Genomic DNA, 15,148 nt, shown 5'->3' on the forward strand with positions numbered 1-15,148 from the left:
CCCGGACTACCCCGGCGGAACCGTGGTCGTCGGTGCGCCGCCCGTGCTCGGCGGGGCGCCGACCGCGCCGCTCGGGACCGGCACCGTCACCCCGCCGGGCAGGACGATCCCGCCCTGCCCGGACGTCGTCGTCGCGTCGCTGGAGCCGGACGCCCCCGGCTCGCCGGAGGTTCCCGGCACCGTCGACGACGGTGCGCCCGACCGACTCGGATCGCCACTGGGGCGGCCCGTGCTCGACGGTGCCCGCGACGGCGTGGTGCTCACCGGCAGCTCGGAGGTGGGCGCGACCGGGGGTGGCGCGGTGGAGGTCGCGGCGGGCGGCTGTCCCGTGCGGCGCTGCTCCTCCGGAACGAACTGCGCGTACAGGTCGAGGTACCACCACAGCAGCCCGACGAACAGCAGCACCAGGACGACGGTGCTCGTGCGGGCCCGGGTGTGCGGGATCGTCTTGGGGATGCGCTCCCACGCCGCGGGGAGCGGGCGGGTGGGCTCCGAGGCGGCGCCGGCCGGCTCGTCGCCGCCCTCGGGCGGCTTCGACAGATCGCTCACGACGGCGTCACCTCCGACTCGTCCTCGACGCTGTCGGTGACGGGCGCGACGTCGATACCGGCCGTCGCGAGGCTGCGGACGATGCGCTCGCGCAGGTTGCGGCCGACCTCGAACTGCTTGCCGGGCAGCGTGCGCGCGACCATCCGCAGGTTCACCTGGTCCAGGTCGATGGACTCGATGCCCATGAGGGTGGGCTCGTCGAGCAGCAGGGTGGACATCTTCGGGTCGCGGTAGGCCCGCTCCCCCACGCTGTGCAGCAGCGCGTTGACCTTGCCCATGTCCACCGTCTTGGGCAGCGGGATGTCGACGACCGCGCGCGCCCAGTCCTTGGACAGGTTGGTGGCCTTGACGATCTGGCCGTTCGGCACGGTGATGACCTCGCCGTCGGTGTTGCGCAGCTTGGTCACCCGCAGCGTCACGTCGGAGACGGTGCCCTCGGCGGTCGAGCCGCCGGTCAGGGCGAGTTCCACGACGTCGCCGAAGCCGTACTGCCGCTCGGTGATGAGGAAGAAGCCGGCGAGCAGGTCCTGCACGACGCGCTGGGCGCCGAAGCCCAGCGCGGCGCCGATGACCGTGGCGGGCGCGACGAGTGCGTTGATCGGGACGCCGAGCGCCTTGACGATCTGGTACGTCGCGAACAGGTAGATCACGGCGATCGCGACCCAGCTGATCACCTGGATCAGCGCGTGCTGGTGCTTGGCCGACTCCGACCGGACCAGCGAGTCGCTGTTCTTGAACTGCGCGTCGATCCGCATGGTGACGCGGGCCGAGGACCAGTTGACGAACCGGTTCGCCAGCACCGCGGCGATCGTCCACAGCGCGATCGGCAGCACCCGCTGGAACATGAGGAGCCGCCACCCCGTGAGGTCGGGAAGGATCGACGCCGCGAGCTGGGTGCTACTCGTCATCGCCGCGCATCCGCCAGCGGATGCCGGCCTCGATGAAGCCGTCCAGGTCACCGTCGAGCACGGCCGACGGATTGTTCACCTCGTACTCGGTGCGCAGGTCCTTGACCATCTGGTACGGGTGCAGCACGTAGGAGCGCATCTGGTTGCCCCACGAGGCGCCCTCGTTGGTCTTGAGGGCGTCCATCTGGGCCCGCTCCTCCTGGCGCTTGCGCTCGAGCAGCTTGGCCTGCAGCACCTTCATGGCCGAGACCTTGTTCTGCAGCTGGCTCTTCTCGTTCTGGCAGGTGACGACGATGCCGGTGGGGATGTGCGTGAGCCGCACCGCGGAGTCGGTGGTGTTGACCGACTGGCCGCCCGGGCCCGACGAGCGGTACACGTCCACGCGCACCTCGTTCTCGTCGACGTCGATGTGGTCGGTGGTCTCCACCACGGGCAGCACCTCGACCTCGGCGAAGGACGTCTGGCGGCGGCCCTGGTTGTCGAACGGGCTGATCCGCACGAGGCGGTGCGTGCCCATCTCGACGGAGAGGGTGCCGTACGCGTAATCGGTCTTCACCGCGAACGTGGCGGACTTCAGGCCCGCCTCCTCGGCGTAGCTCGTGTCGTAGACCTCGACCCCGTAGCCGTGCTTCTCGGCCCAGCGGATGTACATGCGCATGAGCATCTCGGCCCAGTCCGCGGCGTCGACGCCGCCGGCACCTGCGCGGATGTTGACCAGCGCGTCGCGGGCGTCGTACTCGCCCGAGAGCATGGTCTTGACCTCCATGGCCTCGATCTCGGTGCGCAGCTGGGCGCGGTCGCCGTCGGCGTCCTCGAGGGCGGCGGCCCTGTCGTCGCCCTCCTCCGCCTCGGCCAGCTCGTACAGCACGGGCAGGTCGTCGAGGCGCTGGCGCAGGTCGGTGACGCGGCGCAGTTCGGCCTGGGCGTGCGAGAGCTCACTGGTGACCTGCTGCGCGTTGGCCTGGTCGTTCCAGAGCTCCGGGTCGGACGCCTTGTGTTCGAGCTCGTCGACGCGCCGGCGCAGCTCGTCGAGGTCGATCACCTTCTCCACCGTCTGGAGGGTGGTCTCGAGGCTCTCGATGTCTGCGGCTACGTCAGGTTGCACAGTCACCCAGGATACTGGCCCGGGCCGCCGTAGGAGTCCGGTGGCGGGGTAAGGCTGCCCAACTGCCACGAGCTGTCGACCTTGCCCACCTTGTAGTAGACGGGCAGCCGGTCCCCGACCTCCGGCCAGCGCTCGGCGAAGTCCAGCACCAGCCGCCGGTAGACGTGCGTGGGCGGCGTGCTCGGCCCCTCGACGGTGCCGGAGACGGTGACGAACGCCTGCCCCTTCTGATCGGGCTCGACGGGGCGCGGACTCACGCCGCTGAGCGTGAGCATGCCGTCCTCCATGCCCGGGCCGGCCGGCGCGGTGCCGAGCGTGCCGCGCTTGTTGCGCTGCCACATCACCACCAGCGCACCCAGCATCGCCGCGAGCAGGAGCACCCAGATCCATTCCATATGTCCAGATTACCGACGGGGACCGCCGGGCGCCCGCAGTAGCGCTCCGATACCGTTCTCGCATGTCGAGTGCACCGTCGAACCCCGTCACCCCCGATCTGGCCCTGGCGCTGACCCTCGCGGACGCCGCGGACGAGCTGACCATGGCGCGGTTCGGCGCGCTGGACCTCGAGGTCGACGCGAAGCCGGACCTCACGCCCGTCTCGGACGCGGACCTCGCGACGGAGACGCTGATCCGGGAGCGGCTCGCCGCGGAGCGCCCCGGCGATGCGGTCCTCGGCGAGGAGTTCGGCGGCGAGCCCGTCTTCTCCGGGCGGCAGTGGGTGCTCGACCCGATCGACGGGACCAAGAACTACGTCCGCGCGGTCCCTGTCTGGTCCACCCTCATCGCCCTCCTCGAGGACGGCGTCCCGACGGTCGGCGTCGTCTCGGCGCCCGCGTTGCGCCGCCGCTGGTTCGCCTCCGCCGGGGCGGGCACGTTCACGCAGTTCGACGGTGGCGCGCCCCGCCGGATCTCCGTCTCGGGGGTCCGAGAGATCGCGGACGCGTCGATCTCCTTCTCGGATCTGTCCTACTTCCCCGACGCCGGATCGCGCGAACGCTTCCTGTCCCTGGCCGCCGAGGCCTGGCGCCTGCGCGGCTACGGGGACTTCTGGAGCTACTGCCTGGTGGCCGAGGGCGCCGTCGACGTCGCGGTGGAGCCGGAGGTCTCGTTGTGGGACCTGGCCGCGGTCGAGATCGTCGTCCGGGAGGCCGGGGGCCTGTTCACCGGCACCGACGGCACGCCCGGCCCGCACGCCGGCTCGGCCGTGGCGGCGAACCCCGTCCTGCACCCGGAGGTCCTGCGTCGTCTCGCTCCCTGACACGCCGACACGTCTTTCGTCCCACCTCTTGGCACCGAACTTACCGAGGAGTAAGGTCATACCTGACTGATGAGTAAGTTGCGGCCCGGGCCGAGGGAACAGCCTCCCGACCTGCGCCGCCACGACGACGAGATGGTGGAGATGAGCACGTCAACCGATCCCCGGGACACCAGTGCCATCGGGAAGAACCCGATCCGGCGCAACCCCACCGGGCAGCTGATCCGCGCGCTGATGGCCGTGGTGCAGACGCCCTTCGTGCAGAACCGCGGCCTGCAGGACCTGGTCAACCGCGTCGCCTACGAGGGCACGCGGACCGGGTTCAAGGCGCTCGGCGCGGCGAACCGGACGTTCAAGGTGGTCTCCGGCACGGGTAAGCCCAAGCGGCTGAGCTCGAGCACGAAGTCCAACTACGACCTGACCCCGGACGACGAGCAGCAGATGATCGTCGACACGGTCAAGGACTTCGCCGCCGAGATCGTCCGGCCCGCGGCCTTCGACGCCGACGCCGCGACCGAGGCGCCCGCCTCGCTGCTCGGCCGCGCCACCGAACTCGGCATCACCATGATCAACGTGCCGGAGGAGCTCGACGGCGCCGGCAGCGACCGCGGCGCGGTCACCAACGCGCTCGTGGCCTCGGCCCTCGCCCACGGCGACATGGGCCTCGCGCTGCCGATCCTCGCGCCCAGCGGCGTGGCTGTGACGCTCTCGCAGTTCGGCTCCGACGGCCAGCAGCAGACCTACCTCAAGGAGTTCGCGGGCGAGTCCGTGCCGCAGTCCTCCGTGGTGATCGCCGAGCCCGGCGCCCTGTTCAACCCGTTCGCGCTCGCCACCAAGGCCACGCGCACCTCGGGCGGCTACGTGCTCAGCGGCGTGAAGTCGATGGTGCCCCAGGCCGGTTCGGCCGAGCTGTTCGTCGTCGGCGCAGAGCTGGACGGCAAGCCCGCCCTGTTCATCGTCGAGTCCGGCACCGACGGCGTGATCGTCGAGGGCGACCCCAGCATGGGCCTTCGCGCCGCCTCGCTCGGCCGCCTGAATCTGAACAACGTGAAGGTCCCCGCGACCGCGCTGCTCGGTGAGGTCGACCTCGACACCGCCGCCCAGAACTACACCGACGTGGTGCGCCTCGCGCGCCTGGGCTGGTCGGCGCTGGCGCTCGGCACCGCCCGCGCCGTGCTCGACTACGTCACCCCGTACGTCAAGGAGCGCGAGGCCTTCGGCGAGCCGATCGCGCACCGTCAGGCCGTGGCCTTCGCCGTGGCCGACATGGCCACCGAGGTCGACGGCCTGGAGCTGCTGGTCTGGCGCGGCGCCTCCCGCGCCGAGCAGGGTCTGTCCTTCGGCCGCGAGGCCGCACTCGCGCGCAAGTTCGCCACCGACAAGGGCATGCGGATCGGCCTGGACGGTGTCCAGCTGCTCGGCGGCCACGGCTTCACCAAGGAGCACCCGGTGGAGCGCTGGTACCGCGATCTGCGTGCCGTCGGCATCGCCGAGGGCGTCGTCGTCCTCTAGGCCCTTCTCCTTCTGACAGACGAAAGAACCATCATGGCAATCAATCTGGAACTCCCCAAGAAGCTGAAGGCGTCGGCCGAGATGTCGCACCAGGGTGCGGCCGAGATCTTCCGCCCCATCTCGCGCAAGTACGACCTCGCCGAGCACGAGTACCCCAAGGAGCTCGACACCATCGCGGCGCTCTACGACGGGCTGGCCGACGCGGGCCAGGCACCGTCGGCCGCGTCGGGCGACCGCAAGAAGGGCGAGGGTGAGGACAAGCCCAAGCCCAAGCCGGCGGACGTCACCGCGGGCAGCCGCAACGGCGGCACCATGGAGTCGATCATCAACGCGATCGAGATGTGCTGGGGCGATGCGGGTCTCATGCTCGCCTTCCCGTACCAGGGTCTCGGCAACGCCGCCATCGCCGCCGTCGCCACGGACGAGCAGCTCGAGCGGTTCGGCAAGGTCTGGGCATCGATGGCGATCACCGAGCCCTCCTTCGGCTCCGACTCCGCCGCCGTCACCGCGACCGCCGTCCGCGACGGCGACGAGTGGGTCCTCAACGGCACCAAGATCTTCGTGACCTCCGGCTCGCGCGCCGACCACATCGTGGTCTGGGCGACGGTGGACAAGAGCGCCGGCCGCGCCGCGATCAAGTCCTTCGTGGTGCCGCGCGAGCACCCCGGCGTCACCGTGGCCCGGCTCGAGCACAAGCTCGGCATCCGCGCCTCGGACACCGCGGAGATCCGGTTCGAGGACTGCCGCATCCCCTTCGAGAACATCCTCGGCAGCCCCGAGGTGAACGTCGAGAAGGGCTTCGCCGGGGTCATGCAGACCTTCGACAACACCCGCCCGCTGGTGGCCGCCATGGCGATCGGCGTCGCGCGCGCCTCGCTCGAGGAGCTGCGCACCGTGCTCGAGGACGCCGGGATCGTCATCGACTACGACGCGCCGGTGAACACCTTGCCGCACGCCGCGGCGGAGTTCATCCGCCTCGAGTCCGACTGGGAGGCCGCCTACCAGCTGACGCTCAAGTCGGGCTGGATGGCCGACAACAAGCTTCCCAACTCGATGAACGCGTCCATGGCGAAGGCCAAGGCCGGACGGGTGGGCTCGGACGTCACCCTCAAGGCGGTGGAGTTGGCGGGTGCGCTGGGCTACTCGGAGCGCACCCTGCTCGAGAAGTGGGCCCGCGATTCGAAGATCCTCGACATCTTCGAGGGCACGCAGCAGATCCAGCAGCTGATCATCGCGCGCCGCCACCTCGACCTCACGAGCTCGCAGCTCAAGTAGCCCCGGGGAGGTTCGACGGGGCGTCGGCGCGGCACTGCCGCGGCGGCGCCCCGTTCGCGTCCGCGGAGGACGCCACCGCGACGAAAGTCGTAGTCGCGGGTGCTCGCGCCGCGACCTTCGCCGCTCCCCCGGAGCCGGCGCGTCTCGGTACCGTGATCGGCATGGACACGAGTGCGGCCGAGCCGCGGTGGCAGCGGTGGTGGACCGCGCCCCGGCTGCGGGACTGCCTGTGCGTCCTGCTCTCCGCGCTCCTCGCCGTCACCGCCGCGGGGGTGGAGTGGCAGGCGGGTTCCGCCGCCTACGGCGTGATCGTGCTCGCGGTGGGGCTGGCCGGATCCCCCCTCCTCTGGTGGCGGCGTCGATGGCCCCTCGAGGTCACCGCGATCGGCGGAATCCTCACGATCGCCGTCGGCTTCTCCGGCGTGGCCCTGCTCGGCCTGTTCACCCTGGCGGTGCGGCGTCGCGATCGCGTCCTGGTCATCGCCACCGTCTTCGTCGCCGCCTGCATGGCCGTCCCGCACCCCGGGTCGAGCACGCCGTGGACACTGTCGAACACCCTCACCAGCGCCGCCCTCACCGCGGCCTTCGCACTCTGGGGCTCCTACGTGGGCGCGCGCCGCGACCTGCTCGAGTCCCTGCGCGAGCGGGCCGTGCGCGCCGAGCAGGAGCGTGAGCTGCGCGCCGTGCAGGCGCGCACCGCGGAACGCTCGCGCATCGCTCGCGAGATGCACGACGTACTCGCGCACCGGGTCTCGCTCATCGCGCTACAGGCCGGCGCGCTCGAGGTGAACGCGCAGGGCACCGTCGAACGCGCCGCCGCGGAGATCCGCGCCACCGCGCACGAGACCCTCGAGGACCTGCGCGGCGTTCTCGGCGTTCTGCGCGGCGCCGACTCGGAACCGCTCGCCCCGCAACCGGACCTGGCCGACCTGGCCCGCCTGGCGGAGGAGTCCCGGGTGGGCGGGGCCACCGTCGACCTGCAGCTGGACGAGGCGGCCTCGGCACCGCACGCCGTGCCGGAGGCCCTGGGACGCACCGCCTACCGCATCGTGCAGGAGAGCCTGACGAACGTGCGCAAGCACGCCGGCCCGGCCGCCGCCCACGTGACCGTGCGGCTGCGCGGGCAGGTCCTCACCATCGAGGTCGTCAACGACGCGCCGCGCTCGCCCACGTCCACCACGCTGCCCGGCTCGGGCGCGGGACTGATCGGACTGGCCGAACGGGTGCAGCTCGCCGGGGGCGAGATCTCCTCCGGCGCCACGGCGGACGGCGGTTGGCGCGTGTCCGCGCAGCTGCCCGTGCCCGCCGTGAGCGCGGGCGCCGACGCGGCGGAGGGCCTCGCCGAGCGGTCCTGACCCGCTTCGGGCGTGGCAGGATGGTCACGACCCCAGGAGGCGCCGTGACCCGCATCGTCATCATCGACGACGACCCGTTGGTGCGCTCCGGCCTGCGCATGATCATCGAATCCGCCGACGACTTGAGCATCGTCGCCGAGGGCGGTGACGGCGCCGACGCCGTGGACCTGGTCCGCGAGCACCGGCCCGACGTGGTGCTGATGGACATCCGGATGCCCGCCGTCGACGGGCTCGCCGCCACCGCGCTGGTGCGCGCGGAACCGCAGCCGCCGCAGGTGATCGTGCTGACCACCTTCGATCTCGACGATTACGTGATGCGCGCCCTGCAGGCGGGCGCCGCCGGTTTCATGCTCAAGGACACGCCGCCGCGGCAACTGCTCGACGGTGTCCGCGTGGTCGCCTCGGGCGAGGCGATGCTGTCCCCCAGCGTGACCCGCAAGCTGATCGATCGGTTCGCCGGCGATCCCCGCGAGGACCGCCGCCGCGCCGCGCTCGCCCGGATCGCCGTGCTCACCGAACGCGAGCACGAGGTGTTCCTCGGCATCGCGGCGGGCGGCTCGAACGCGCAGATCGGCCGCGACCTGTTCATGAGCGAGGCCACCGTCAAGACGCACGTCTCGCGGCTGCTCGACAAGCTCGACGTCGCCAACCGGGTGCAGTTGGCGATCCTCGCCCACGACGCGGGTCTCCCCCGCCGCTAGGCCGGCGGCTCCGCGCCTACGACTTTCGTAGGGGCCGCGCAGCGATCCGCTGCGACCATCGTCTACGAAGCGGATATCGGTCGTCCCCCAGGCCTTTCGGACCCTAGTGTGTTCCCGTCGCGGTCGCCAGACTGGACGGCATGGCATCACTGCTCTACAAGGTCGGACGCTTCTGCTACCGGAAATGGTGGCTCGTCCTCGTGCTCTGGATCGTCGCCTTCGTCGCGATCGGAGCCGCGGGGTCGGCGGTGTCCAAACCCTTCAAGGACGATTTCAACCTCCCCGGTAGCCGCGCCGTCGAGGCGCAGGACGTGCTGCAGGAGAAATTCCCCGAGACGGCGAAGACGCAGGCGCCCACCGCCACCGTCGTACTGCAGTCCACCAACGGGCAGCGCCTGGACCAGGGCGGTAACGCCGCGGCCGTCACCGCCGTGGTCACCAAGCTGCGCGAGGTGCCGGAGCTCACCGATGCGGACAGGGCCGCCGTCGTCAACCCCACCGTCGGGGCCGCGGCCGCGGAGAACCTGAGCAGCGACGGCCGGACCGCCCAGATCCGGTTCTCCTTCAGCGACGTCAAGGAGGTCTCCGAGGAGTCGAAGGAGGCGGTCGAGGAGGCGAAGAAGGCCGGCACCGACGCGGGCCTGAAGGTCGAGAGCGCGGGCTCGGCGAACGAGACCGAGGCCGAGCCCCCGGCGGAGTTGATCGGCATCGTCGTCGCGGTGATCGTCATGATCATCACCTTCGCGGCGCTGCTCGCGGCGCTCATGCCGCTGGGCGCGGCGCTGATCGGCATCGGGCTCTCGACGTCGATCATCGCGATCGGCACCTCGTTCCTCACGCTCGGCACCTCCACCACCGGCCTGTCGATGATGATCGGCCTGGCGGTGGGCATCGACTACTCCCTGTTCGTGATCTCCCGCTACCGGCAGGAACTGGTCACCACGTCGGACCGCGCCCACGCCGCGGGTCTCGCGGTCGGCACCGCCGGCAGCGCCGTGGTCTTCGCCGGCGCCACCGTGATCATCGCGCTGTGCGGCCTGTCGATCACCGGCATGTCCTTCCTGTCCCAGATGGGCCTGGGCGCCGCGGTCACCGTCGCGCTCGCGGTGCTGGTGGCTCTGACGGTGCTGCCCGCCCTCCTCGGCCTGTTCAAGTCGGCGGTCTTCACGCCGAAGCTGCCGCTGCTGTGGACGCCGGAGCAGACCGAGCGCCGCCCGATGGGGCAGCGGATCGGCGAGTTGCTCACCAGCAAGCCGCTCCCCTTCCTCGTGGGCGCCGTCGCGATCCTCGCGGTCGCCGCCATCCCGATCGGAAAGCTGGAACTGGGACTCGATTTCGAGGCGCCGTCGGACAAGGCGGCGGTCCAGATGCAGACCGAGGCGTTCGGCGCGGGCAAATCCTCCCCGCTGGTCGCGGTCATCGACACGCAGGGCCGGGGCGATCTGACGGCCGCCACCACCCGGTTCGCCGACGAGGCGCGCACGTTGCCGGGAATCGCGCACGACGGCGTCATCGGGCCCGTCCCGAACGCGAAGGGCGATGCGGCGCAGTTCATCATCGTTCCCGAGTCCGGGCCGTCGACCAAGCAGACCGCGACGCTGCTCGACGAGCTGCGCGAGCGCGCGGAGACCGTGGGCGGGGCGACCTCGACCTTCGTCGGCATCGGCGGAGCGGCCGCGATCAACGCGGACTTCTCCGAGACCCTCACCTCGAAGCTGCCGCTGTACCTCGTCGTGGTGGTCGGGCTGGCGATCCTGCTGCTGATGATCGTCTTCCGCTCGGTGATCATCCCGATCATCGCCTCCCTGGGATTCCTCCTCTCCATCGCCGCCACGTTCGGCGTCACGGTCGGCTTCTTCCAGGAGGGCTGGCTGGGCTGGATCGCCCCTGAGGAGCGGGGCCCGATCCTCGTCTTCATGCCGATCTTCCTGATCGGCATCGTCTTCGGACTCGCGATGGACTATCAGGTGTTCCTGGTCAGCCGGATGCGGGAGGAACACCACCACGGCGCGCCGGCGCTGGAGGCGATCCGGATCGGCTACCGGTCCGGGGCGCGCGTGGTGACCGCCGCCGCGATCATCATGATCTCGGTCTTCGCCGGATTCACGCTGTCCTCCATGACCTTCCTCAAGCTGATGGGCTTCGCCATGGCGGCGGCGATCGTCTTCGACGCCTTCCTCGTGCGGATGATCATCATGCCGACGGCGATGGCGGTGCTCGGCGAGCGCGCCTGGTGGATTCCGCGCTGGCTCGACAAGGTGCTCCCCCGGATCGACGTGGAGGGCGACGGGCTGCGGGCGATGTCCGCGGCGATGGCCGCACCCTGCGCGCCGGCGGACACCGCTGCACCGCAGGACGTCCCGACGTCGGCGGAGGCGAAGACGGCCCCGATCACGGCGGCCGCGACTGTCCCCGTCGCGGGGCCGGCGCCGGCGCCGCTCCGGCGCGGCCGCGCGGCACCGCACGCCGGCGTACCGCACGCCGGGGCGGCCGGTGGGCCCGTCCTGCTCACGCCCGCGGCCGGAACCGGTGCACCGCAGGCGAGTCCGCGCAGCACGGCGGAGATCGCCGAACTGCGGGCGAGCAACCGCGCGCTGGCCGCCGAGCTCTCGGAACTGCGTTCGGACTACCGTTCCCTCTCCGCGCACGCCCGGCTCCAGGCCGACTCCGTCACCGACCCGGTGCGATTCGAGATCGGGTCCACCGACGGTGGCGCCCGCTCGGGCACCCTGCACACGGCGCACCGCACGATCGCCACCCCCGCGTTCGTCGCCTCCGCGCCGCTCGCCGCGATCCCCGGCGTGGATCCCGCCTCGGCGCTCGCGCTCGGCGCCGACGCGGTCACCGTCGACGGGACGCGACTGAAGGTGCACCCCGGCGCCGAGACGATCGAGGAGGCCGGCGGCCTCGCCGCCTTCGCCGGGTGGGACCTGCCGCTCTTCGTCGACGTCTCCGCGCCGTCGTCCGATCCCGAGAGCGCGGTGACCGCCGCACACCGCCTGGGAGGCGATGTGGTGTTCGCCCCCGCGTCGGGCACCGGTGCGCGACGCGCGCTGGCGGAGCACAACTGGCTGACGGCGCTGCGCCGCGGCGAGACGTCGCTGTGGGCCAGTGTTCCGCTGCGCCTGTCGCAGGACCGGGCGGCGGTGCGCGAGCTGCTCGCCCGGCACGAGGAGGACGTGCGCTCGGGCGGCCTGGGCTTCGGCGGCGTGCGGTTCCTCGGTGGCGTCGCGGCCCCGGAGGCGCGCACCGCGCTGGCGACGCTCGTCGAGGCACTGGGCGCGCAGCGGCCGCGATACGTCGCCGGCGTCCGCGGGCCCGAGGACCTGTTGCACGCGGTGGACGCGGGCATCGACCTCATCGAGTCGGCCGCTCCGCAGGAGCTGGCGGCGCGCGGCATCGCGCTCACACCGGACGGCCCGCTCAGCCTCTCGGCACCGTCGAGCCGGGGCGACGTGCGCCCGCTCGCCGCGGACGGCGCACCGTCGGGGCTGAACCGGGCGTACCTGCACCACCTCTACCGCACCGACGTCCCGTCGGCCGTGCAGGCGGTGACGCGGCACAACCTGCGGTACCTGGCGGAGCTCACCGCGGGAGCGCGGCGCGCGATCGCCGACGGCCGCTACCCCGCCTACCGCGACGCGGTGCTGCGCCGCTTCGGCGCCGGCGACGGGGCGGCGACGACGTCTCGGGGCGTCGTCGATCCGCGGGACGAGGACGTGGTCGGCACGCCCTCCTAGGCGCGGGGAAGCACCCCACCCGAGCGGCGGCGGTGACGGCGAGAGGCCGTCTCCGCCGCCGCTGCGGCGTTACGGTCGTTGCATTCGCGCCGATCGCGTACACCGTTCCGTAACCATCGGCGACGTGACCGGGCCCACATTTTTCCTGTGATTGCCATCACTTTCTGCAGGTCATTGCCTATGCGAGCTATTGCTAGCGATCGTCGGGGTGACCAGGTCTTACGGACCTCACAGCCTATCGTGACCGATCCGTTATCAAACCGCGACCGTCTCGCGGCGAGGGTGACACCGTGCCGTGAGGCCCCTAGTGTTCATCTCGACCCGGTCACGGGAACAAAACTGAATCCACGAACCACCGCGTATGTGTGGGCCCGCCGCCGTAACGAGTACATCTTCCTCGGGCGCCGGACCGCCTCCGTGTGACGCACCACGTCGCCGAGGCAGGTTGAGCGATCCTCCTCAGCCCACTGCCGTGCCCGACAGAGAAGGCACGGTCCATGTCTTTCCCCGACACCTCCGCCCCAATCGGGCTGTGTCCTGGCATGCGCAACGGCGAAAGGAACCCCTTGAAGAACATCCGCAAGACCCTGGGCATGATGGCCGTCTCCGGCGCGATCGTCGCCGCTCCCGTTGCCTTCGGCACCGGTGCCGCCAACGCCGACAGCGTGAACTGGGACGCCATCGCGGCCTGCGAGTCGGGTGGCAACTGGAACACCAACACCGGCAACGGCTACTACGGCGGCCTGCAGTTCAGCCCGTCGACCTGGCGCGCCAACGGCGGCTCGGGCATGCCGCACAACGCCTCGCGCGGCGAGCAGATCCGCGTCGCCGAGAACGTCCTCGCTTCGCAGGGCATCGGCGCGTGGCCGAGCTGCGGCGGCCGCGGCTGACGTCGCACCCGCTCCACGATCTACGCCTGTGGCGGTCGATTCCTCGTGAATCGGCCGCCACAGGCGTTTTCGCGTCCCGCCCTCGCCTCCTCCGCTCCCTCCTGCCAGAATCGCTGAGTGCGACTGCGCGTGCTCCTGCTGCTGACAGGGCTCTACTTCGCCCAGGGGCTGCCCTTCGGCTTCTTCACCCAGGCGGTGCCCGTCCTCCTGCGCAATGCGGGCCTCTCGCTCACCGCGATCAGCCTCACCTCCCTGCTCTACCTGCCGTGGGGACTGAAGTTCCTCTGGGCGCCCGCCGTCGATCGGATCGGCACGCGCCGCCGCTGGATCCTGGCCACCCAGCTCGGTTCCGCCGGGATCGCCTTCGCCCTCGCCGCCACCGATCTCGCCGGCTCCCTGCGGTGGCTGTTCGTCGCCATCGCCGCGATCAACCTCCTCTCCGCCACGCAGGACATCGCCACGGACGGCCTGGCGGTGCGGCTGCTCGGGCCCCGCGAGCGCGGCCTCGGCAACGGCATCCAGACCGGCGCGTACCGGCTCGGCATGATCGCGGGCGGCGGAGGCCTGCTCTGGATCTACGCCGACGGTGGCTGGCGGGTGCTGCTGCTCACCCTGGGCGGCGCGATTCTGCTCTGCACGGTCCCCGTCGCGCTGCTGGCGCCCGACGATCGCGCCGACGACGCACCGCATCGCGCCCCTCCCCTGCCGGCCGGGGGCCTGCGCGCCGCCTGGTGGCACCGGCTGCGCCGACCCGGGGTGATCGCCCTGATCACCCTCCTGGCCGCCTACAAGTTCGGCAACGCGATGGTCTCCTCCCTCGCCGGTCCGTTCCTGCACGACGCCGGGTTGGCGCTCAAGGAGATCGCGCTCGTCAGCGGCGCCCTCAACTCCACCGGCGCGCTCCTGGGCTCCGCCCTGGGCGGCTGGTGGGCGTTCCGGCACGGGCGCCGCTCGGCCCTCCTGCTGGGCGGCGTGGCGCAGACGGTGACGATCGCGCTGTACGTGGTGGCGGCCCTCGGGATCGGCGGCTTCCCCATGGTGGTGGCCGCCAACCTCACCGAGCACGTCTTCGGCGGCGCGGCCACCGTCGCGCTGTTCACCCTGATGATGGACGCGAGTGAACGCGAGTACGCGGGCGCGGACTACACGCTGCTGGCGTGCGCGGTGGTCGCCGCGCAGGGCGCCGCGGGGTTCGCGGGCGGCGTCTCGGGCGATCTACTCGGCTACGCGCCGACCTTCGCCATCGGGATGGTGCTCTCCGGGATCGGATGCGCCGTGCTGATCCGGGCGCTGGACCGCGGTATCGGCCCGCGATCGATCACGACGTGGACCCGGGGCCCGGTTCCCACACCATGAGCTCGTCCGCCGCACGGAAGCCGTTGCGGCGGTACAGCGGGACGGACGGCGCGCTCGGCGAGAGGACCAGCCGGCGGTACCCGCGGGCCCGTGCCTCCTCCTGCACCGCCGCGATCAGCGCGCGGCCGTGGCCCCGGTTGCGGACGGCGGGGAGGACGAACAGGTGCCCGAGGTAGCCCCATGCGCTCGAATCCGTGCCGGGCGTGGGCATCCGGACGTACTCGTGCAGGGTGACCATCCCCGTCGCACCGGGGCGTCCGGCGTCACCGGCGAGGAAGACCGTGCGGCGCTCGCGCACCCACCAGTCGCGGATCCGGTCGACGAAGCCGTCGTCCTCCTCCGCCGGTCCGGCCCCCGAGGTGGCCGCCCACGCGGTGCGCAGGGCGGCGACGAGCGCCGCGTCGCGGGCGGGGTCGGCGATCCGGACGTCCATCACTGCACCGTACGTCCGCACACGCGCGTGCGGTGGATCGTGTCCGCCGAGCGAACGCGATCCACCGCA

At 71.6% G+C, this 15,148-nt stretch carries 13 protein-coding genes; 8 read left to right on the forward strand and 5 right to left on the reverse strand.

Translation table 11 applies throughout. From position 1 onward, the window contains the following. Positions 1 to 6: 6 nt before the first annotated feature. Genes BLQ62_RS17115 through BLQ62_RS17130 form a run of 4 tightly spaced genes read right to left on the reverse strand, consistent with a single transcriptional unit; the run spans position 7 to position 2,957 of the window. Positions 7 to 549, reverse strand: coding sequence for an Rv3103c transmembrane domain-containing protein (locus BLQ62_RS17115; RefSeq protein WP_068568278.1), 543 nt, complete (start codon positions 547 to 549; stop codon positions 7 to 9). Continuing rightward, positions 546 to 1,457, reverse strand: coding sequence for a mechanosensitive ion channel family protein (locus BLQ62_RS17120; protein ID WP_068529265.1), 912 nt, complete (start codon positions 1,455 to 1,457; stop codon positions 546 to 548). Before BLQ62_RS17120 ends, BLQ62_RS17115 begins: the two co-directional genes overlap by 4 nt. Next, positions 1,447 to 2,562, reverse strand: coding sequence for a peptide chain release factor 2 (prfB, locus tag BLQ62_RS17125; protein WP_068568276.1), 1,116 nt, complete (start codon positions 2,560 to 2,562; stop codon positions 1,447 to 1,449). Before prfB ends, BLQ62_RS17120 begins: the two co-directional genes overlap by 11 nt. A 2-nt stretch (positions 2,563 to 2,564) precedes the next feature. Next, positions 2,565 to 2,957, reverse strand: coding sequence for a hypothetical protein (locus tag BLQ62_RS17130; protein WP_068529258.1), 393 nt, complete (start codon positions 2,955 to 2,957; stop codon positions 2,565 to 2,567). A gap of 62 nt (positions 2,958 to 3,019) precedes the next feature. On the opposite strand from BLQ62_RS17130, the gene hisN reads away from it, so the two are divergent. The 8 genes from hisN to BLQ62_RS17170 all read left to right on the forward strand — a co-directional run bounded on the left by hisN (position 3,020) and on the right by BLQ62_RS17170 (position 14,646). Beyond that, the gene (gene hisN / locus BLQ62_RS17135) at positions 3,020 to 3,820 is read left to right on the forward strand and encodes a histidinol-phosphatase (RefSeq protein WP_068568274.1); all 801 of its coding nucleotides are present in this window, start codon (positions 3,020 to 3,022) and stop codon (positions 3,818 to 3,820) included. A gap of 132 nt (positions 3,821 to 3,952) precedes the next feature. Then, positions 3,953 to 5,329: an acyl-CoA dehydrogenase family protein gene (locus BLQ62_RS17140; protein ID WP_082756848.1), complete on the forward strand. Its 1,377-nt coding sequence runs from the start codon at positions 3,953 to 3,955 to the stop codon at positions 5,327 to 5,329. 33 nt (positions 5,330 to 5,362) lie between these two features. Continuing rightward, positions 5,363 to 6,604, forward strand: coding sequence for an acyl-CoA dehydrogenase family protein (locus tag BLQ62_RS17145; protein ID WP_068529252.1), 1,242 nt, complete (start codon positions 5,363 to 5,365; stop codon positions 6,602 to 6,604). A gap of 161 nt (positions 6,605 to 6,765) precedes the next feature. Continuing rightward, complete coding sequence (locus BLQ62_RS17150; RefSeq protein ID WP_068530445.1) at positions 6,766 to 7,959, forward strand: sensor histidine kinase; 1,194 nt, start codon at positions 6,766 to 6,768, stop codon at positions 7,957 to 7,959. A gap of 44 nt (positions 7,960 to 8,003) precedes the next feature. Continuing rightward, entirely contained in the window at positions 8,004 to 8,660 is a 657-nt protein-coding gene (locus BLQ62_RS17155) for a response regulator (protein WP_068529248.1), read from the forward strand. A 140-nt stretch (positions 8,661 to 8,800) separates the two neighbouring features. Then, positions 8,801 to 12,400 carry a tRNA-guanine transglycosylase gene (locus BLQ62_RS17160; RefSeq protein WP_068568270.1) on the forward strand — a complete coding sequence of 1,200 codons (3,600 nt, stop codon included), beginning with the start codon at positions 8,801 to 8,803 and terminating at the stop codon, positions 12,398 to 12,400. A 566-nt stretch (positions 12,401 to 12,966) separates the two neighbouring features. Further along, positions 12,967 to 13,290, forward strand: a complete 324-nt coding sequence (locus BLQ62_RS17165) for a transglycosylase family protein (RefSeq protein ID WP_068529242.1) — start codon at positions 12,967 to 12,969, stop codon at positions 13,288 to 13,290. 117 nt (positions 13,291 to 13,407) lie between these two features. Beyond that, the gene (locus BLQ62_RS17170) at positions 13,408 to 14,646 is read left to right on the forward strand and encodes an MFS transporter (RefSeq protein WP_068568268.1); all 1,239 of its coding nucleotides are present in this window, start codon (positions 13,408 to 13,410) and stop codon (positions 14,644 to 14,646) included. Here the strand turns inward: BLQ62_RS17170 and BLQ62_RS17175 are convergent. Further along, the gene (locus BLQ62_RS17175) at positions 14,609 to 15,079 is read right to left on the reverse strand and encodes a GNAT family N-acetyltransferase (protein ID WP_068530443.1); all 471 of its coding nucleotides are present in this window, start codon (positions 15,077 to 15,079) and stop codon (positions 14,609 to 14,611) included. The genes BLQ62_RS17170 and BLQ62_RS17175 overlap by 38 nt on opposite strands. Between the last annotated feature and the right edge of the window lie 69 nt (positions 15,080 to 15,148).

The sequence above is a fragment of the Tsukamurella pulmonis genome (assembly GCF_900103175.1).
GTDB classification, from domain to species: Bacteria; Actinomycetota; Actinomycetes; order Mycobacteriales; family Mycobacteriaceae; genus Tsukamurella; species Tsukamurella pulmonis.